The sequence below is a fragment of the Enterobacter oligotrophicus genome (assembly GCF_009176645.1).
GTDB classification, from domain to species: domain Bacteria; phylum Pseudomonadota; class Gammaproteobacteria; order Enterobacterales; family Enterobacteriaceae; genus Enterobacter; species Enterobacter oligotrophicus.
Window position 1 is genome coordinate 2861030 of record NZ_AP019007.1, and the last position, 18711, is coordinate 2879740.

The window sequence follows — 18711 nt, forward strand, 5'->3', positions numbered from 1 at the left end:
AGCGCCACTGAAGGCGCTTTAGTTTATTCCCGGTCTTTGTCTTTCTCTCTATCCCGCTGGTTCACGGGAGGGTTTCCCCCGACATCAGCACCCCTCGTGTCGAGCTGGTTGGGGAGGTTCCGGATTGTGCTGACACTTTAATTCTATGCAAGCTCCGCCTTTTCGCCAGCAGGAGAGGATGTTTTTTAGCCAAATTTTTTTCGCGATGTTGTTCGATTTTCTATAGTTAATGAGAACGACTCACAGGAGAAAATGATGCTAACGGTCCACCATCTCAACCAGTCGCGTTCACATCGAGTGATCTGGGCGCTTGAAGAACTCTCTTTGCCTTATGAGATTGTTCACTACCAGCGCGAAAAGACCATGCTGGCACCGGAGTCTCTTAAAAAAGTGCACCCGCTGGGTAAGTCTCCGGTGATTGAAGATAACGGACTGATTCTGGCCGAGTCGGGCGCTATTCTGGAATACCTGCAGGAGACATATGATGCCGAATCCCGGCTTAAGCCGTTAGATCCTGCCCATAAAGTGCAGTATCGCTTCTGGCTGCATTACGCAGAAGGCTCGCTGATGCCGCTGCTGCTAATGAAGCTGGTATTCAACAGTCTGGGAAAGCCGCCTGTGCCGTTTGGCATGCGCACGCTCGGTAAAGCGCTGGGGCAGGGCGTACAGAAAGCGTATCTTAACCGCCAGCTGGAAACGCACGCGCGCTATATTGAATCGCACCTTTCACAAAACAGCTGGTTTGCGGGCGAAAATATCAGCATGGCCGACATTCAGATGAGTTTCCCGATCTTTGCACTGCTGGCACGTGGGGGGATTGAGCATCTGCCCCATACCCAGGCGTGGAAGAATAACGTGGAAGCACGTCCTGGCTGGCAGCGAACGCTTGAAAAAGGCGGCCCACTCACTATCCCTGGTGAAGATTGAAATTTAACTAAATTGCGCACAGACGATAACGTTTGCGCATCCTCTGCTTATTTCTTCATCGTCATAAGTGAATTTTAGCGAAAAACGAGAAAGTTCAGTTGAAAAGGGCAGGTATTAGGCTAGATAATCGTTTGCCTTAATTTGACCACCCGTTTTGTAAGCGCGGAGCTAAACGTTTGCTTTTTTTGCGACGCCCCTTTCGTCGCAAACGCAGCACAAGGATTTGACGTTTTGCTGGCAGTGGAGTCTCCACCACGCTTACAGACGACCTATAAAAATTCTCAGGGGATGTTTTCTATGTCTACGCCATCTGCGCGTACCGGCGGTTCACTTGACGCCATGTTTAAAATTTCTGCTCGCGGCAGCACCGTGCGTCAGGAAGTCGTTGCCGGTCTGACAACGTTTCTGGCGATGGTTTACTCCGTTATCGTTGTGCCGGGGATGCTGGGCAAAGCGGGCTTCCCGCCTGCGGCTGTCTTTGTTGCCACCTGCCTCGTCGCGGGTGTCGGCTCTATCGTCATGGGCCTGTGGGCGAACCTGCCGCTGGCGATTGGCTGTGCCATCTCCCTGACCGCGTTTACCGCGTTCAGCCTGGTGCTGGGTCAGCATATCAGCGTGCCGGTTGCGCTCGGTGCCGTGTTCCTGATGGGTGTGCTGTTTACCATTATTTCCGCCACCGGCATCCGTAGCTGGATTTTGCGCAATCTGCCGCAGGGCGTGGCGCACGGCACCGGTATTGGTATCGGTCTGTTCCTGCTGCTGATCGCCGCGAACGGCGTTGGCCTGGTGATCAAGAACCCGCTGGATGGCCTGCCGGTTGCGCTGGGTCACTTCGCCAGCTTCCCGGTGATCATGTCGCTGATTGGTCTGGCGGTGATTATCGGCCTGGAAAAACTGAAAGTCCCTGGCGGTATTCTGCTGACCATTATTGGTATCTCCATTGTTGGCCTGATTTTCGACCCGACCGTGCACTTCTCCGGGATCTTCGCCATGCCGTCGCTGAGCGATGACAAAGGCAATTCCCTGATTGGTAGCCTGGATATTGTGGGTGCGCTGAATCCGGTGATTTTGCCAAGCGTGCTGGCGCTGGTGATGACCGCCGTGTTTGATGCGACCGGTACTATCCGTGCGGTGGCTGGACAGGCGAACCTGCTGGATAAAGACGGCCAGATTATCGATGGCGGCAAAGCGCTGACCACTGACTCCCTGAGCAGCGTTTTCTCCGGCCTGGTCGGTGCGGCTCCGGCGGCGGTGTACATTGAATCCGCAGCGGGCACGGCGGCAGGCGGTAAAACCGGCCTGACGGCAATCACCGTCGGCGTGCTGTTCCTGCTGATCCTGTTCCTCTCTCCGCTCTCTTACCTGGTGCCAGCGTATGCGACCGCGCCTGCGCTGATGTACGTCGGCCTGCTGATGCTGAGCAACGTGGCGAAAATCGATTTTGCTGACTTCGTGGATGCGATGTCTGGCCTGATTACCGCCGTGTTTATCGTGCTGACCTGTAACATCGTTACCGGCATCATGATCGGTTTCGCATCGCTGGTGATTGGCCGTCTGGTCTCCGGTGAGTGGCGCAAGCTGAACATTGGCACCGTGGTGATCGCTATCGCACTGGTGGCGTTCTACGCGGGCGGCTGGGCAATCTAAGTTGTCCTTTTATGCGAAAACGGGTGGCTCAGGCCGCCCGTTTTTATTTTCAGGACTCATCCCGTTGCCTTTTGCGTTACTCTGGAGAAGATAGAATAAAAGGCACGACGCCTTAGGTTTGGCTAATAAGATACACAGCAAACAGGGAACGCATGGAAATCTTCTTCACAATACTCATCATGACCCTTGTGGTCTCGCTATCCGGGGTGGTTACACGCGTACTGCCCTTTCAGGTCCCCCTGCCGTTAATGCAAATCGCCATCGGCGCGCTACTGGCGTGGCCGACGTTTGGCCTGCACGTGGAGTTCGACCCGGAACTGTTCCTCGTGCTGTTTATCCCGCCGCTGCTGTTTGCCGATGGCTGGAAAACCCCCACGCGCGAATTTCTTGAACACGGGCGCGAGATATTCGGTCTGGCGCTGGCGTTAGTGGTCGTGACCGTGGTCGGGATTGGTTTCCTGATCTACTGGACGGTGCCGGGTATCCCGTTAATTCCGGCTTTTGCACTGGCCGCCGTGCTGTCACCAACCGATGCCGTGGCGCTTTCCGGTATCGTGGGCGAAGGCCGTATTCCGAAAAAAATTATGGGAATTTTGCAGGGCGAGGCACTGATGAACGATGCCTCTGGCCTGGTGGCCCTGAAGTTTGCCGTGGCGGTCGCCATGGGGACGATGGTCTTCACCGTGGGCGGAGCAACCGTTGAATTCTTCAAAGTGGCGATTGGCGGTATTCTGGCCGGGTTTGTCGTGAGCTGGCTGTATGGCCGTTCGCTGCGCTTCCTCAGCCGCTGGGGCGGTGATGAGCCCGCCACGCAGATCGTTCTGCTGTTCCTGCTGCCGTTTGCCTCTTACCTGATTGCCGAACATATCGGCGTATCCGGCATTCTGGCGGCGGTCGCGGCCGGGATGACCATCACCCGTTCCGGCGTAATGCGCCGCGCGCCGCTGGCGATGCGCCTGCGTGCCAACAGCACCTGGGCGATGCTGGAGTTCGTGTTTAACGGCATGGTATTCCTGCTGTTGGGCCTGCAATTACCGGGTATTCTGGAGTCCTCGCTGGTGGCAGCAGAAGCCGACCCGAACGTCGAAACGTGGATGCTGTTCACCGATATCGTGCTGATCTACCTGGCGCTGATGCTGGTGCGTTTCGGCTGGCTGTGGACGATGAAAAACTTCAGCCAGCGTTTCCTGAAGAAAAAGCCGATGGAGTTCGGCTCCTGGTCAATGCGTGAGCTGCTGATTGCCTCCTTTGCCGGTGTGCGCGGGGCGATTACGCTCGCCGGTGTGCTCTCTATTCCGCTGCTGCTGCCGACTGGCGATGTCTTTCCGGCGCGCTACGAACTGGTATTCCTGGCGGCGGGCGTGATTCTTTTCTCGCTGTTTGTCGGCGTGATCATGCTGCCCATTCTGCTGCAACACATTGATGTCGGGGATTCTTCTCAGCAGCATAAAGAGGAGCGTATCGCCCGTGCGGCCACCGCCGAAGTGGCGATTGTGGCGATTCAGAAGATGGAGGAACGTCTGGCCGCTGATGCCGAAGAGAACATCGACAATCAGCTGCTGACGGAAGTGAGTTCACGCGTGATTGGTAATCTGCGTCGTCGTGCTGACGGGCGAAACGATGTGGAAAGCTCGCTGCAGGAGGAGAATCTGGAGCGCCGTTTCCGCCTGGCGGCGTTGCGCTCCGAGCGTGCTGAGCTTTACCACCTGCGCGCCACGCGCCAGATCAGCAACGAGACGCTGCAAAAGCTGCTGCACGATCTGGATCTGCTGGAAGCGCTGTTGATAGAAAATCAGTAGCGCTGTTTTGCCCGGTGGCGCTGCGCTTACCCGGCCTACGTTTGAACCGTAGGCCGGGTAAGGCGAAGCCGCCACCCGGCATTATTCAGACCGCACCCAAAACCCCTCACAACATTGTAACCACGCCTGCGCACTGTGCGACAGATACACTCCTTCACGCCAGATCATCCCTAACTGCCAGTGCAGGTCACTTTCCAGCGGGACCCAGCGCAGCGTGTTTTTATCCAGCCGCTCGCAAATCGGCTGCGGCAGAATCGCAATCCCTACGCCTGCCTGTACCATCGCTGCCAGAAAGTCCCACTGCCCGCTGCGGACTGCAATCCGTGGTTTCACGTTGTGCTGATTAAACAGCGTCATTAGCTGGCGGCTGAGGGCGAAATCTTCGTTGTAGATCAGCAATGGATGTTCGCCGAGCCGTTCAGGTTTCACGGAGTCGATTTTCAGCCAGTCGCCGGAACGTGGCACCAGCACACACAGCGGGTGGCTAAAGAGTGGCAGCGTCGCCAGCCCGCTCTCTTCTTCAACCGGAAGCGCCGTCATCGCCACATCCAGCTCGCCGTTAGATACGGCCTGCTGCACGGTCAGGCCGCCAAATTCCGAAATCTTCAGCTCCACGCCGGGGTAGCGCTGGCGAAACAGGCTAATCGGCCCGGCCATCATCATCCCCACCATCGGCGGAATGCCCAGGCGCAGCAGCCCTTTCGTCAGGTGGTTAATATCACCAAGCTCGGCCTCAAGCTGGCGAAACTCTGCCAGGATCGCCAGCCCGCGCTCGAATACGACGCGTCCGGTGTCGGTCAGCAACAGCTTGCGCCCGTCGCGGATAAGTAAGGTACAGTTGAGTTCATCTTCAAGGTTTTTCAGCATTTTGCTGATGGTTGGCTGGGTGACAAATAACTTCTCCGCTGCGCGGGTAAAACTCTGCTGGCGAACCACCTCGACAAAATAGCGCAGCGTTCTTATGTCCATGATTATTCCTCGAAACTATACCTTCGATGATTTTAATTCATTTCAGTCCATTACGTGCGCTCACTATACTGGCGCTTCGTCTCATTTTGAGGAAATCATTCATGGCCGTGGCGTTAAGCCGTGTTACGCCTGCCGTTGTGCAACGACTCCAGGTATCGGTTCAGGTACTGCTCTACGCGGGATTGTTTGTTTTTGCGGAATATCTTGTCGGCTGGCTGCACTTGCCGCTGCCTGCCAACCTGGTAGGAATGGTGCTGATGCTGGCGCTCATCCTGTGCCGCGTCATCCCCCTTAACTGGGTGCGTGCCGGCGCGCGCTGGCTGCTGGCAGAGATGCTGCTGTTCTTTGTGCCAGCCGTGGTGGCGGTAGTGAACTATGCGCAGCTTCTGATGGTGGACGGCTGGCGCATTTTCGCGGTTATCGCCCTGAGCACGCTGATGGTGCTGGGAGCCACCGCCTGGGTGGTGGATAAGGTCTATCGTTTTGAAATCAGCAGGCAGAAGCATGACTAACTTTCAGATTAGCGTGTTGTGCCTGATTGCCACGCTGGTGATCTACTTTGCCAACAAGCGGCTGTATCGCCGCTTTCACGCCCTGCCGCTGATGCCGCTGGTCTTTACGCCGATCCTGCTGGTACTGATGCTGGTGTTCGGGCATATCTCCTGGCAGAACTACATTGGCGAATCCCACTGGCTGCTGTGGCTGCTCGGCCCGGCGACCATCGCCTTTGCCGTCCCGGTTTATGACAACCTGGCGATTATCAAACGTCACTGGATGTCGCTCAGCGCAGGCGTCGTGACCGCGACGGTGGTGGCAGTATGCAGCTCCGTCTGGCTGGCGCGGTTGTTTACCCTCTCCGATGAAATTCAGCGCAGCCTGGCCGTGCGCTCGGTGACCACGCCGTTTGCACTGGCTGCGGCGAAACCGCTCGGCGGGCAGCCGGATCTGGTGGCGTTGTTTGTGGTCGTCACCGGCGTTTTCGGCATGGCGGTGGGCGATATGCTTTTTCTGCGACTCTCCATCCGCGAAGGAATGGCGAAAGGGGCGGGATTTGGCGCAGCCTCGCACGGCGCAGGCACGGCGCGTTCGTATGAGCTGGGTCAGCAGGAGGGCGTGGTGGCAAGCCTGGTGATGATGCTCTCCGGCGTGGTGATGGTACTGATTGCGCCGCTGGTGGCGTGGGTGATGTTTTAAATTCCCCGGCCAGAATGACCGGGGAGAAAGGTTTAGTGCGCGCGGCCTTGCTCAACGCCCAGGCCGGTTTGTGAACGGATAAACTGGGCGCGGAATTTCTCACGCTCCAGGTTGCCCTCCGCCGAATTGTCGGTGGCCGAGAAGAACCAGATACCGATAAACGCCACGGCAATGGAGAACAGCGCCGGGTATTCATACGGGAAGATAGCGCTTTCGTGGCCGAGGATCTGCACCCAAATCGTTGGGCCGAGGATCATCAAAATCACCGCCGTCAGCAGGCCAAGCCAGCCGCCAATCATCGCGCCACGGGTAGTCAGTTTTGACCAGTACATGGAGAGCAGGATGATCGGGAAGTTACAGCTTGCCGCAATCGAGAAGGCCAGCCCCACCATAAAGGCGATGTTCTGCTTCTCGAACAAAATCCCCAGCAGGATCGCCACCACACCCAGCACCAGCACGGTGATTTTGGAGACTTTCAGCTCGTCACGTTCGCTCGCGCCTTTACGGATCACGTTGGCGTAGAGGTCATGCGATACCGCAGAGGCCCCCGCCAGCGTCAGCCCGGCAACCACTGCGAGAATGGTGGCGAAGGCCACGGCCGAGATAAAGCCGAGGAACAAATTGCCGCCGACCGCGTCAGCCAGATGCACCGCTGCCATGTTGTTACCGCCAATCAGTGCGCCTGCCGCGTCTTTAAACGCCGGATTCGCCCCCACCAGCATGATCGCACCAAAGCCGATGATAAAGGTCAGAATGTAGAAGTAACCCATAAAGCCGGTGGCGTAAAAGACGCTTTTACGCGCCTCACGCGCATCTGACACCGTGAAGAAACGCATCAGAATGTGCGGTAAGCCCGCTGTACCAAACATCAGGCCCAGACCGAGCGAAAGCGCGGAGATCGGATCTTTCACCAGCCCGCCAGGGCTCATGATGGCTTCCCCTTTCGGATGCACCGCCATTGCTTCGGTAAACAGATTATTGAAGCTGAACCCGACGTGTTTCATCACCATAAAGGCCATAAAACTCGCGCCGAAGAGCAGCAGTACCGCTTTGATGATCTGCACCCAGGTGGTGGCAAGCATGCCGCCGAACAGCACGTACATCACCATCAGTACGCCGACCAGCACTACCGCAACGTGGTAGTTCAGGCCGAACAGCAGCTCGATCAGTTTGCCCGCTCCGACCATCTGCGCAATCAGATACAGCGCGACCACCACCAGTGAACCGCAGGCGGAGAGGGAACGAATCGGCCCCTGTTTAAGACGATACGAGGCCACGTCTGCAAAAGTGTAGCGGCCCAGGTTACGCAGGCGCTCGGCGATCAGGAACAGGATGATCGGCCAGCCGACGAGGAAGCCGAGAGAGTAAATCAGGCCATCATAACCGGAGGTATACACCAGCGCGGAGATCCCGAGGAACGAGGCGGCAGACATAAAGTCACCTGCAATCGCCAGCCCGTTCTGGAAACCGGTAATGTTGCCGCCCGCGGTGTAGTAATCGCTACGGGAGCGCACGCGTTTCGACGCCCACCAGGTTATGTACAGCGTCAGCACCACGAAAATCAGGAACATGATGATCGCCTGCCAGTTGGTGGGCTGGCGCTGTACGTCGCCGGTAAGGGCATCCGCTGCGTGGGCAGCAAAGGGAAGTGTGGCGGCAAGCGCCGTCAGGACTCGCTTCATGATGCTTTAACCTCGCGCAGGACAGCTTTATTAAGACGATCAAATTCACCGTTAGCACGCCAGACGTAGACGCCGGTCAACACAAACGAAATCACAATCACGCCGATACCAATCGGAATACCGCGCGTGACGCTGGTGCCCGCATGCAGCGGCGTACCAAGCCAGTGCGGGGCAAAGGCGATCAGCAGAATAAAGCCGACGTAGATAATCAGCATGATGATGGAAAGAAAGAAGGCAAACCGTTGCCGTTTATCGACGAGTTCCCTGTAGTGCGCACTATTCTCTATCTGCTGACAAATATCGTTATTCATCACAGAAATCTCCAGAGGTAAGGTAGGTTTGTTTTTATCCCCTCTCCCGGAGGGAGAGGGTAGGATGAGGGGGGAAGGTGCGGTCTGATGCCCTCACCCCGGCCCTCTCCCTCCGGGAGAGGGAGAAAAAATTATGAAGGCATCGCGATGGCCTGCTTCTCTTCGAGCAGTTTTTCCACCACACCCGGATCGGCGAGCGTCGAGGTATCACCGAGGTTGCTGGTGTCACCTGCCGCGATTTTGCGCAAGATACGGCGCATAATTTTGCCGGAGCGGGTTTTCGGCAGCGAGTCGGTCCAGTGCAGCACATCCGGCGTGGCTAGCGGGCCAATCTCTTTACGTACCCAGTTTCGCACCTCGGCATACAGCGCTGGCGACGGCTCTTCACCGTGGTTTAGCGTCACATAGGCGTAAATTGCCTGGCCTTTAATGTTGTGTGGAATACCGACAACCGCGGCCTCAGCGATTTTCGGATGCGATACCAGCGCGGATTCAATCTCTGCCGTACCCAGACGGTGACCGGAGACGTTCAGCACGTCGTCCACGCGTCCGGTGATCCAGTAATAACCGTCTTCATCACGACGCGCGCCGTCGCCGCTGAAGTACATGTTTTTAAAGGTCGAGAAGTAGGTCTGCTCAAAGCGCTCGTGGTCGCCAAACAGCGTGCGCGCCTGACCCGGCCAGGAATCGACAATCACCAGGTTGCCTTCAGTGGCACCTTCCAGCGGATTACCTTCGTTATCCACCAGCGCGGGCTGTACGCCGAAGAATGGACGGGTTGCGGAACCCGCTTTCAACTGCGTGGCACCCGGCATCGGGGTGATCATGAAGCCGCCGGTTTCGGTTTGCCACCAGGTGTCCATTACCGGGCATTTTTCGTTGCCGATCTTCTTCCAGTACCACTCCCAGGCTTCCGGGTTGATTGGCTCGCCCACGGAGCCGAGGATGCGCAGGGAAGAGCGGTCAGTACCCTCGATAGCCTTATCGCCTTCCGCCATTAATGCGCGGATTGCCGTTGGTGCGGTGTAGAGAATGTTGACCTTGTGTTTGTCGACCACCTGGCACATACGCGCCGGGGTTGGCCAGTTCGGCACGCCTTCAAACATCAGCGTGGTTGCGCCGCAGGCCAGCGGGCCATACAGCAGGTAGCTGTGTCCGGTGACCCAGCCCACGTCGGCGGTACACCAGTAGATGTCGCCCGGATGGTAGTCGAACACATATTTGAAGGTGGTGGCCGCATAGACCAGATAGCCACCGGTGGTGTGCAGCACACCTTTCGGTTTGCCGGTGGAGCCGGAGGTGTAGAGGATAAACAGCGGATCTTCTGCGTTCATCTCTTCTGGCTGGTGCTGATCGCTTGCTTTCTCGATCAGGTCGCTCCACCACAGGTCACGCCCCTCGGTCCAGTCGATCTTGCCGCCGGTACGCTTCAGGACGATAACATTGCTGATGGTTTTCACGTTCGGGTTTTTCAGCGCTTCGTCGACGTTTTTCTTCAGCGGAATTCCACGCCCGGCGCGCACACCTTCATCGGCGGTGATCACCAGCTTAGAGTTAGAGTCGACAATACGCCCGGCAACCGCTTCCGGCGAGAAGCCGCCGAAAATAACGGAGTGAATAGCACCGATGCGCGCGCAGGCCAGCATGGCCACCGCCGCTTCCGGTACCATCGGCATATAGATAGCGACCACGTCGCCTTTTTTAATGCCCCTTTCCAGAAGCACATTGGCGAAGCGGCACACGTCGCGGTGCAGCTCTTTATAGGTGATATGTTTGCTCTGCGAAGCATCGTCGCCTTCCCAGATGATGGCCGTTTCATCGCCGCGTTCGGCAAGATGGCGGTCCAGACAGTTTGCGGCGAGGTTCAGCGTACCGTCTTCATACCATTTAATGGAGACGTTACCCGGCGCAAAGGAGGTGTTCTTTACCTTCTGATACGGTGTGATCCAGTCAAGGATATGTCCTTGCTCGCCCCAGAAGGCGTCCGGGCTGGCGATAGATTGCTGATACTTCTCGTGGTATTGCTCCGGGTTGATCAGGCAGCGGTCCGCAATGTTTGCGGGAATGTCGTGTTTGTGGATTTGGCTCATGGCTTTTTTTCTCCTTGTAAGATGTTAATAATATGTCGCAAAAACGTTAATTGTAGGGGCTTTGCCAGCTTTGTTTATTATTTGGGCGGCAGATCACGCATTGTTTGAATAGTATGAAAAATGAGCGAATGAAACTTTGAAGGGAAATAATTTATGTTGACGATTATTCACATTTATCAGGAAAAAAGCGTTTTTATAACAAAAGGTTATTTATAAGAATTATTACAAATTCACGTCATCTTCCCTTTTTGCAGTGAAAAGCCTCGTTCTATAAGGCTTGCGCAGCATGCCGTGCAAATGATACTCATACGCCGCGTTAAAAAATCCCATAAACCAACGCAACACAATTCATACCCTTTCAGTATGTCTCCATATTCATGCAGTTTTGTGGTGTGGGGATTTCATTGAGGAAGTCAGTTTCTATGAAAAATTTGAAAGTCAGCCTGGCCTGGCAAATCTTGCTGGCCCTTGTGCTGGGCATCTTGCTGGGCAGTTATCTCCATTATCACAGCGACAGCCGCGAGTGGCTGATTGCGAACCTGCTCTCTCCGGCAGGCGATATCTTTATTCATCTGATCAAGATGATTGTGGTGCCGATTGTGATCTCGACGCTGGTAGTGGGTATTGCCGGTGTGGGTGATGCGAAGCAGCTAGGCCGTATCGGTGCAAAAACCATTATCTATTTCGAAGTGATCACTACGGTTGCGATCGTTCTCGGCATTACTCTGGCGAACGTGTTCCAGCCGGGGTCTGGTATTGATATGTCGCAGCTGGCAACGGTGGATATTTCGAAATACCAAAGCACAACGGCTGACGTGCAGAGCCATGCGCACGGTCTGATGGGGACTATCCTGTCGCTGGTGCCGACCAACATCGTGGCATCCATGGCGAAGGGCGAGATGCTGCCAATCATCTTCTTCTCGGTGCTGTTTGGTCTGGGGCTTTCTTCTCTGCCCGCAACGCACCGTGAGCCGCTGGTGACCGTTTTCCGTTCTATCTCTGAAACCATGTTCAAAGTCACGCACATGGTAATGCGCTATGCGCCGGTCGGGGTGTTTGCGCTGATCGCCGTGACGGTCGCGAACTTCGGTTTTGCCTCCCTGTGGCCGCTGGCGAAGCTGGTGATCCTGGTGCATTTCGCGATCCTCTTCTTCGCGCTGGTCGTGCTGGGCATTGTGGCGCGCCTGTGCGGGTTGAGCATCTGGATTTTGATTCGCATCCTGAAAGACGAACTGATTCTGGCGTACTCCACGGCAAGCTCTGAAAGTGTGCTGCCGCGTATTATCGAGAAGATGGAAGCCTACGGTGCACCGGCGTCAATTACCAGCTTCGTGGTGCCAACCGGCTACTCCTTTAACCTGGATGGCTCGACGCTATACCAGAGTATTGCCGCCATCTTTATTGCTCAGCTGTACGGCATTGACCTGTCGCTGTGGCAGGAAATCGTACTGGTGCTGACCCTGATGGTGACCTCAAAAGGTATCGCTGGCGTGCCGGGCGTCTCCTTCGTGGTACTGCTGGCGACGCTCGGCAGCGTCGGTATTCCACTGGAAGGTCTGGCGTTTATCGCCGGTGTTGACCGTATCCTCGACATGGCGCGTACGGCGCTGAATGTGGTGGGTAACGCCCTGGCGGTGCTGGTTATCGCCAAGTGGGAACACAAGTTCGACCGTAAAAAAGCGCTGGCGTATGAACGTGAGGTGCTGGGTCGTTTTGATAAGACGGCCGATCAGTAACATCCTAAGCCCGGTGGCGCTGCGCTTACCGGGCCTACGGGGTTTGTAGGCCGGGTAAGGCGAAGCCGCCACCCGGCACTTTACTCCCCGCTCAACGCATCAAACTCTTCACATCCCGTATCAAACCCTTCCGTACAGCTCAGGTTCAACCAGTACAGCGCTTTCTGTTTATTCGGTGCGATAAAGCCTTTCTCACCCTGCTGGAACAGCATCCCGGCCCAGTATTCTGCATAACCGGTCCGTGAGAGAGACGAGCTGCGCTTGAACCACGATGCCGCTTTTACGTCATCCTGCGCCACTTCAACGCCGTTGGCGTAAATCAGCCCCAGCAGCATCTGCGCGTCTACTGCGGAATCGTTGTCGAGATCCCCGGTCGCCGTCTGCAGCAGTTTGATGGCCTGCGGATAGTCGGTTTTGCCCGCCTGCGTATTAACGAGAACACGTGCCAGCATAATCGCTCCGCGTTTGCTGCCTGCGATGGTGGCCTGCTGCGCCAGCGCTTTGGCCTGAGCGTAATCGCCCTGTATAAACTGGATTTGGGACAGTAAACCCATCGCATCGACATCGCCCCCTTTTGCCGCTTTCTCCGCCCACTGTGCGGCTTTTTGGCTGTCGCCAGAACTGAGGTACGTATCGGCAAGATAATACTGCGCGCGAGCATCGCCTGCTTCAGCCTGCTCTTTGTACTGGTTGCCAATCTCGTCGGCACGGGTAAGTGACGTAAAAAGTAATAACAACAACAAAAATGGTTTCATGGATTCTTATCATCTGGGTACATGCCGCGAAGTATAATCGCGGTGGCGGAAGAAAAAAACGGGTGCATTAAGACCTCAGCATCCTGCAAGCCGGGCGGAACTGTCATTCCGCCCGTAGAGGTTAGCCCGCGATGCAGGCTAATTTCGCCGCCACCTCCTGATGTTCACTCTTTATTGAAAACTCGCACAGCTTGCCGCGAGTAATAAAGGTAAATATCACTATGGTTAGACAGATAATAAAAACAATGCCTAACACAGTTTTTAATGGCGTCATGCCTTTTACTCCTTGCTTACGAAAGAATAAGAGGCTACTCTCAACCTGTTTGGAGTTGAGGGGTAGCCTCGGGTAAATGCAAATTTCCCGGGGCTTTCCACTTTTCTGTCCCTCAACAATGCTCAAGACAGAAAGTCTTAAGCACCCGCCGCATATCTTATCCTTCTGAATTAAAATGCAAAGATGTAATTCTGTTCTGCGTAAATTACATTATTTCTGCGAGCCGCTTTCCAGAATAATAATTGATATTTTTAATGTTTTAAGCGGAAATAAAAAGGGAGCGAATATATCACTCCCTTTATTCACTGATTAATTAACGGCTTCAACCCATAGCGCTCTCACGCAGGCGGGCTTTCAGCTTGTTATATTCATCGATCACATACTGTTCCGCAGCGTGCTGATCGGCAATCGGCTCGACGTTTACGGCGCAGTATTTGTACTCCGGCGTTTTGGTTATCGGGCTTAAATTCTCCGTCACCAGCTCGTTACAGGCACCAATCCACCACTGGTAGGTCATATAGACCGCCCCTTTGTTCGGACGATCGCTGACCTGCGCACGGGTGATGATCCGGCCCTTACGCGAGTTCACCCACACCAGCGCTTCATCCTCAATGCCAAGACGTTCCGCGTCGGCGGTGTTGATTTGCGCGTAGCCTGGTTCATCTGCCAGCGCCGCCAGCGCCGCGCAGTTACCGGTCATCGAACGGCAGGAGTAGTGACCCACTTCACGCACGGTGGAGAGCACCATCGGATACTCGTCGGTGAGTTTGTCGATCGGCGCGACCCAGTCGCAGGTGAAGAACTGCGCCAGCCCGTTCGGGGTGTCGAATCTCTCTTTAAAGAGGTATGACGTGCCCTGATCGGCACCGGACTCATCGCGGCACGGCCACTGGATATACCCCAGTTCTCCCATTTTTTCATAGGTTGCGCCGTAAAAGTCCGGGCACAGATGCCGCAACTCGTCCCAGATCTCCTGGGTGTTGTTGTAGTGCATCGGGTAGCCCATGCGGGTGGCGATTTCACTGATGATCTGCCAGTCGGTTTTCAGGTCCCACTTTGGCTCAACCGCTTTAAAGAAGCGCTGGAAGCCGCGATCTGCCGCCGTGTAGACACCTTCGTGCTCGCCCCATGATGTCGACGGTAAAATCACATCCGCCGCCGCTGCGGTTTTGGTCATGAAGATATCCTGCACAATCACCAGTTCCAGATCCTCAAACCCTTTGCGCACCGCAGACAGCTCGGCGTCGGTCTGGAGCGGATCTTCACCCATGATGTAGGCCGCCCGTACTTCGCCGTGCGCCGCACGGTGCGGCAGCTCGCTGATGCGATACCCGGTGTGTTCCGGCAGGCTCTCCACGCCCCAGGCCTTCGCAAACTTCTCGCGGTTTTCCGGGAACTTGACGTACTGGTAGCCCGGATAGGTGTCCGGTAGCGCACCCATATCGCAGGCACCCTGCACATTGTTCTGGCCACGCACCGGGTTCACACCCACATGCGCCTTGCCCAGATTTCCGGTTAGCATGGCGAGGCTGGTAAGTGAGCGCACGGTTTCCACGCCCTGGTAGAACTGGGTCACGCCCATGCCCCACAGGATGGCGGCGGTTTTCGCCCCGGCATACATCCGTGCCGCCTGGCGGATCTCCTGCGCGCTCACGCCGGTAATCGCTTCAACGGATTCAGGCGTATAGCCCTCGACAATTTTCCGATACTCGTCAAAGCCTTCCGTGCGGGCGGCGACAAATGCCTGGTCGTGCAGGTTCTCTTCGATAATGACGTGCCCCATCGCATTCAACAGCGCGATGTTCGAGCCGTTTTTCAATGCAATGTGCATATCCGCAATGCGCGCGGTTTCGATTTTGCGCGGATCGCAGACGATGATTTTCGCCCCGTTGCGTTTCGCGTTAATCACGTGATTCGCGACGATAGGGTGTGAATCCGCCGGGTTATAGCCGAATATAAAGACGAGATCGGTATTATCTATCTCGTTGATGGCATTACTCATTGCGCCGTTACCGACCGACTGGTGCAGACCTGCAACCGATGGGCCGTGTCAGACGCGAGCGCAGCAGTCGACGTTATTGGTCCCAATAACGGCGCGCGCGAATTTTTGCATCACATAGTTGGTTTCGTTTCCCGTCCCGCGTGAGGAACCGGTCGTCTGAATCGCATCCGGGCCATATTTGGCTTTGATGGCGCTCAGGCGCGTGGCGACGTAATCCAGCGCCTCGTTCCAGGAGACGGATTCCAGTTTTCCTCCGCGCTCGCGGCGGATCATAGGGGTTTTCAGGCGAGGGGTGAGGATTTGGGTATCGTTAATAAAATCCCAGCCGTAGTACCCTTTCAGGCACAGCGTACCCTGGTTGGTTTTCCCCTGTGCTGCCTCCGCCCGGACGATTTTGCCGTTATCGACCACCAGGTGGATCTTGCAACCTGAGGCACAATAAGGGCAAACCGTGACGACTTTTTTCATCAGTCTGCTCCAGTTAATAAACGCTTTCGCACCCACTATGCAGCTTCTATGCCATGTTTTTAGTGTGGGTATCTCCAGACTTTACGGCCGATATGCGCTCAAAACCCTGACGAAAAGCAGGCAATCGTCAAAATTGACGTGTCGAAAGGGCAGTGGATGTGACATGGGTTGAAATTCCGTTACGTAAAAACCACTTTGGCTGGAGCCGACGGCAGAATGGTTCAGACTTAACATAATCCCCTGACGGAAGCATGCGATGAAACCGGCGATTCTGGTGGTTGATGACGATACCGCAGTCTGCGAGCTGCTGAAGGATGTGCTCAACGAGCACGTCTTTACCGTGCTCGTCTGCCATAACGGTCAGGATGCCCTGAACCTGGTTCAGCAGGAACCGGGTATCGCTCTGGTACTGCTGGACATGATGCTGCCGGATATCAACGGGCTACAGATATTGCTGCAGGTGCAACGACAACGTCCGGAGCTGCCGGTGGTGATGCTGACAGGGCTGGGAAGTGAATCAGACGTGGTCGTGGGGCTGGAGATGGGGGCCGACGACTATATCGGCAAGCCGTTCAACCCGCGCGTGGTGGTTGCTCGCGTCAAAGCCGTGCTGCGTCGCACCGGAGCGCTGGCGGCGGAAATAACCGCGCCACGCGTGGCGGGTATTGCTTTTAACGGCTGGACGCTGGATACCACCCGCTGTGAGCTGAGCGATCCGCAGCGTAACACCGTGCCGTTAACGCAGGGCGAGTACGGGTTGCTGCTGGCGCTGACACAAAACGCCCGCCGGGTGCTGAGCCGCGAGCAGCTTCTGGAACTGACCCACAGCGAAAGTGCTGAAGTGTTTGACCGCACCATTGATGTGTTGATTATGCGCCTGCGCCGAAAAATCGAGGCGAATCCGCACCAGCCCGCGCTGATTAAGACCATACGTGGGCTTGGATACGTTTTTGCCACCGATGTCTCTCACAGCGACAAGGCTGCCTAAGTATTCTCTTTGATAAAAAGCTGCAGCTCTGCCAGCGTTTTCGCGCCATCAATGGCATTGGCGGCCAGCAGGCTTGCCCGCGCACAGGCGTGCGCCAGATAAATGCTCTCCGCCAGCGGCAGTGATTCATGGCAGCCGTATAAAAACCCCGCGCAAAACGCATCGCCCGCGCCAACGCTGCCGATAATCTCCTCCTGCTCCAGCATCCAGGAAGGAAGCCAGCGGCCTTCTTCACCTGGCGCTTCGCCCCATGCACCTTCCGGACAGTGGATCACCACGCGCTGCCGGACGCCCGCCGCCAGCAGCTGTGAGGCGGCTTCAGCGATATGGGGGATGTGCGGGGCATCGTTGCTGTCGCGCATCTCCAGCCCGCTAAACTCCCCGGCTTCCAGTTCATTAATCACCAGATAATCGAGATGACGCAGGGCAGGGAGCACCAGCGGCTGATAGCGTGGATCGCCCTTGCGGGAGACCAGATCGAGCGAGGTTTCGTATCCCTGGTCGCGCATCTGCGCCAGTAACCGCGCGCTGCGCGTGCCGAATTCATCGTCCGGCATATCCAGGCTGTCGAGCAGCAGCAGGTAGCCTAAATGGAAGATCTTCATCGCGCCGTCGAGTCGGTCAAAGGCAGGGAGATCCAGCAGGCGGTTGGCTCCCGGAGAGTGAAAGAAGGTGCGCTGTCCGCTCGGGTCGGTCATCACCTGCGACATGGAGGTTGGCGCAAAGGTGGTGCGCTGCACGCGCTGGCGGTTGACGTGGTATTGATCGAGCATCGCCAGAATGTAATCCCCGTCGCCATCTTCACCAATCAACCCCACCGCCTGCAACGGCAGGCCGACGTGCATTTTCGCCAGCGTCAGCAGAACGTTCAGCGGTGCGCCGCCGGTAGAGCGTTCGCTGTGGGTGATTTCCGCCAGCCAGCCGCGCTCCGGCCATTGCACAATCTGGTGGACGTGATCCACCAGCATGTTGCCTGCGGCGATGATCCCTTTGCGTTCCATTATGCCTGCCCCGCGCTGCCAAAAATGCGCATCTGTTCGGCGACCGTATCGGTAATGGCCTCTTCTATACCCAGCAACAGTTCAGCAAACTCATCGTACAGCGGCTGGCGGTTCGCCATGCGCTGTTCAACGGCAGCGAGCGCGGCCTGCGACATGCCGGTATAGAAGTTGATTTTATGAATGCCCAGCTCGATGGCGCGGCGGAAATCGGCATCGCTAATGCCGGAGCCGCCATGTAACACCAGCGGTAGCCCCGTCTGCTGGCGAATGGCATCCAGGCGTGGAAAATCCAGTTTTGGCTCGCCTTTGTATTTGCCGTGTGCATTGCCAATAGCAACCGCCAGCGCGTCGATGCCGGTTAAATCGACAAACTCGCGCGCCAGTTGTGGGTCGGTAAAGAACGCTTCATCCGCATGCCCATACAGCGCGCCGCCTTCGTCACCGCCAACCGCGCCCAGTTCCGCCTCCACCGACACGCCCACCGCGTGGCACATCTTCACCACTTCCCGCGTCTGGCGAACGTTTTCCTCATAGCTCAACGTGGAACCATCGAACATCACGGAGCTGAATCCTAAGCGCAGGGCGCGCACTACCGCTTCAAAGTGCAGCCCGTGATCGAGATTCAGCACCACGGGAATAGCGTGACGGGCGGCTTCGAACTTGACCGCTTCCACAAGCGAATCCAGCGACACGTACTTAAAATGCACTTCGGCAATATTGATGATAAACGGCGAGCGTTCCTGCTTCGCGGCGGCAAACAGCGCGCGCAGGAAATGGGAGTCGAGCACATTAAACGCACCCAGCGCATAGCGATGCTCCCTGGCGTGCGCAAGACCATCGGCAAGAGAAATCAGTGGCATCATTCACT

16 protein-coding genes are annotated in these 18711 nt (G+C 56.3%); 7 read left to right on the forward strand and 9 right to left on the reverse strand.

Annotated elements, in window-relative coordinates; genetic code table 11:
* The first annotated feature begins 255 nt into the window (after positions 1 to 255).
* The 3 genes from EoCCA6_RS13720 (at position 256) to EoCCA6_RS13730 (ending at position 4373) form a co-directional block, all read left to right on the forward strand.
* Positions 256 to 927: a glutathione S-transferase family protein gene (locus tag EoCCA6_RS13720; RefSeq protein ID WP_152084455.1), complete on the forward strand. Its 672-nt coding sequence runs from the start codon at positions 256 to 258 to the stop codon at positions 925 to 927.
* Between the two features lie 297 nt (positions 928 to 1224).
* The gene (gene ghxP, locus EoCCA6_RS13725; protein ID WP_152083113.1) at positions 1225 to 2574 is read left to right on the forward strand and encodes a guanine/hypoxanthine transporter GhxP; all 1350 of its coding nucleotides are present in this window, start codon (positions 1225 to 1227) and stop codon (positions 2572 to 2574) included.
* Positions 2575 to 2726: 152 nt separating this feature from the next.
* Positions 2727 to 4373, forward strand: a complete 1647-nt coding sequence (locus EoCCA6_RS13730) for a Na+/H+ antiporter (protein ID WP_152083114.1) — start codon at positions 2727 to 2729, stop codon at positions 4371 to 4373.
* Positions 4374 to 4454: 81 nt separating this feature from the next.
* Here EoCCA6_RS13730 and EoCCA6_RS13735 read toward each other — a convergent pair whose 3' ends face one another.
* The gene (locus tag EoCCA6_RS13735; protein WP_152083115.1) at positions 4455 to 5342 is read right to left on the reverse strand and encodes a LysR family transcriptional regulator; all 888 of its coding nucleotides are present in this window, start codon (positions 5340 to 5342) and stop codon (positions 4455 to 4457) included.
* Positions 5343 to 5443: 101 nt separating this feature from the next.
* Between EoCCA6_RS13735 and EoCCA6_RS13740 the strand changes: the two genes are divergently transcribed.
* Positions 5444 to 5854, forward strand: coding sequence for a CidA/LrgA family protein (locus EoCCA6_RS13740; RefSeq protein WP_152083116.1), 411 nt, complete (start codon positions 5444 to 5446; stop codon positions 5852 to 5854).
* Positions 5847 to 6536, forward strand: a complete 690-nt coding sequence (locus EoCCA6_RS13745; RefSeq protein ID WP_152083117.1) for an LrgB family protein — start codon at positions 5847 to 5849, stop codon at positions 6534 to 6536. The genes EoCCA6_RS13740 and EoCCA6_RS13745 overlap by 8 nt, the downstream gene beginning before the upstream one ends.
* Positions 6537 to 6568: 32 nt before the next feature.
* Here EoCCA6_RS13745 and actP read toward each other — a convergent pair whose 3' ends face one another.
* The 3 genes from actP to acs all read right to left on the reverse strand — a co-directional run bounded on the left by actP (position 6569) and on the right by acs (position 10619).
* The gene (actP, locus tag EoCCA6_RS13750; RefSeq protein ID WP_152083118.1) at positions 6569 to 8218 is read right to left on the reverse strand and encodes a cation/acetate symporter ActP; all 1650 of its coding nucleotides are present in this window, start codon (positions 8216 to 8218) and stop codon (positions 6569 to 6571) included.
* Positions 8215 to 8529, reverse strand: a complete 315-nt coding sequence (locus tag EoCCA6_RS13755) for a DUF485 domain-containing protein (protein WP_152083119.1) — start codon at positions 8527 to 8529, stop codon at positions 8215 to 8217. Before EoCCA6_RS13755 ends, actP begins: the two co-directional genes overlap by 4 nt.
* 131 nt (positions 8530 to 8660) lie before the next feature.
* A complete protein-coding gene (gene acs / locus EoCCA6_RS13760; protein ID WP_152083120.1) occupies positions 8661 to 10619 on the reverse strand; it encodes an acetate--CoA ligase in 1959 nt (652 codons plus the stop codon).
* 422 nt (positions 10620 to 11041) lie between these two features.
* On the opposite strand from acs, the gene gltP reads away from it, so the two are divergent.
* The gene (gene gltP / locus EoCCA6_RS13765) at positions 11042 to 12355 is read left to right on the forward strand and encodes a glutamate/aspartate:proton symporter GltP (RefSeq protein WP_152083121.1); all 1314 of its coding nucleotides are present in this window, start codon (positions 11042 to 11044) and stop codon (positions 12353 to 12355) included.
* An 80-nt stretch (positions 12356 to 12435) separates the two neighbouring features.
* Here gltP and EoCCA6_RS13775 read toward each other — a convergent pair whose 3' ends face one another.
* The 3 genes from EoCCA6_RS13775 to fdhF form a co-directional block, all read right to left on the reverse strand.
* The gene (locus EoCCA6_RS13775) at positions 12436 to 13110 is read right to left on the reverse strand and encodes a tetratricopeptide repeat protein (RefSeq protein ID WP_152083122.1); all 675 of its coding nucleotides are present in this window, start codon (positions 13108 to 13110) and stop codon (positions 12436 to 12438) included.
* Positions 13111 to 13231: 121 nt separating this feature from the next.
* Positions 13232 to 13384 carry a Hok/Gef family protein gene (locus EoCCA6_RS13780; RefSeq protein WP_152083123.1) on the reverse strand — a complete coding sequence of 51 codons (153 nt, stop codon included), beginning with the start codon at positions 13382 to 13384 and terminating at the stop codon, positions 13232 to 13234.
* Between the two features lie 322 nt (positions 13385 to 13706).
* Positions 13707 to 15854 carry a formate dehydrogenase subunit alpha gene (gene fdhF / locus EoCCA6_RS13785; RefSeq protein ID WP_152083124.1) on the reverse strand — a complete coding sequence of 716 codons (2148 nt, stop codon included), beginning with the start codon at positions 15852 to 15854 and terminating at the stop codon, positions 13707 to 13709.
* A 256-nt stretch (positions 15855 to 16110) separates the two neighbouring features.
* On the opposite strand from fdhF, the gene EoCCA6_RS13790 reads away from it, so the two are divergent.
* Entirely contained in the window at positions 16111 to 16842 is a 732-nt protein-coding gene (locus EoCCA6_RS13790) for a response regulator (protein ID WP_152083125.1), read from the forward strand.
* Here EoCCA6_RS13790 and EoCCA6_RS13795 read toward each other — a convergent pair.
* Positions 16839 to 17843, reverse strand: coding sequence for a carbohydrate kinase family protein (locus tag EoCCA6_RS13795; protein WP_152083126.1), 1005 nt, complete (start codon positions 17841 to 17843; stop codon positions 16839 to 16841). The genes EoCCA6_RS13790 and EoCCA6_RS13795 overlap by 4 nt on opposite strands.
* Complete coding sequence (locus EoCCA6_RS13800; RefSeq protein WP_152084456.1) at positions 17843 to 18703, reverse strand: ketose 1,6-bisphosphate aldolase; 861 nt, start codon at positions 18701 to 18703, stop codon at positions 17843 to 17845. Before EoCCA6_RS13800 ends, EoCCA6_RS13795 begins: the two co-directional genes overlap by 1 nt.
* Between the last annotated feature and the right edge of the window lie 8 nt (positions 18704 to 18711).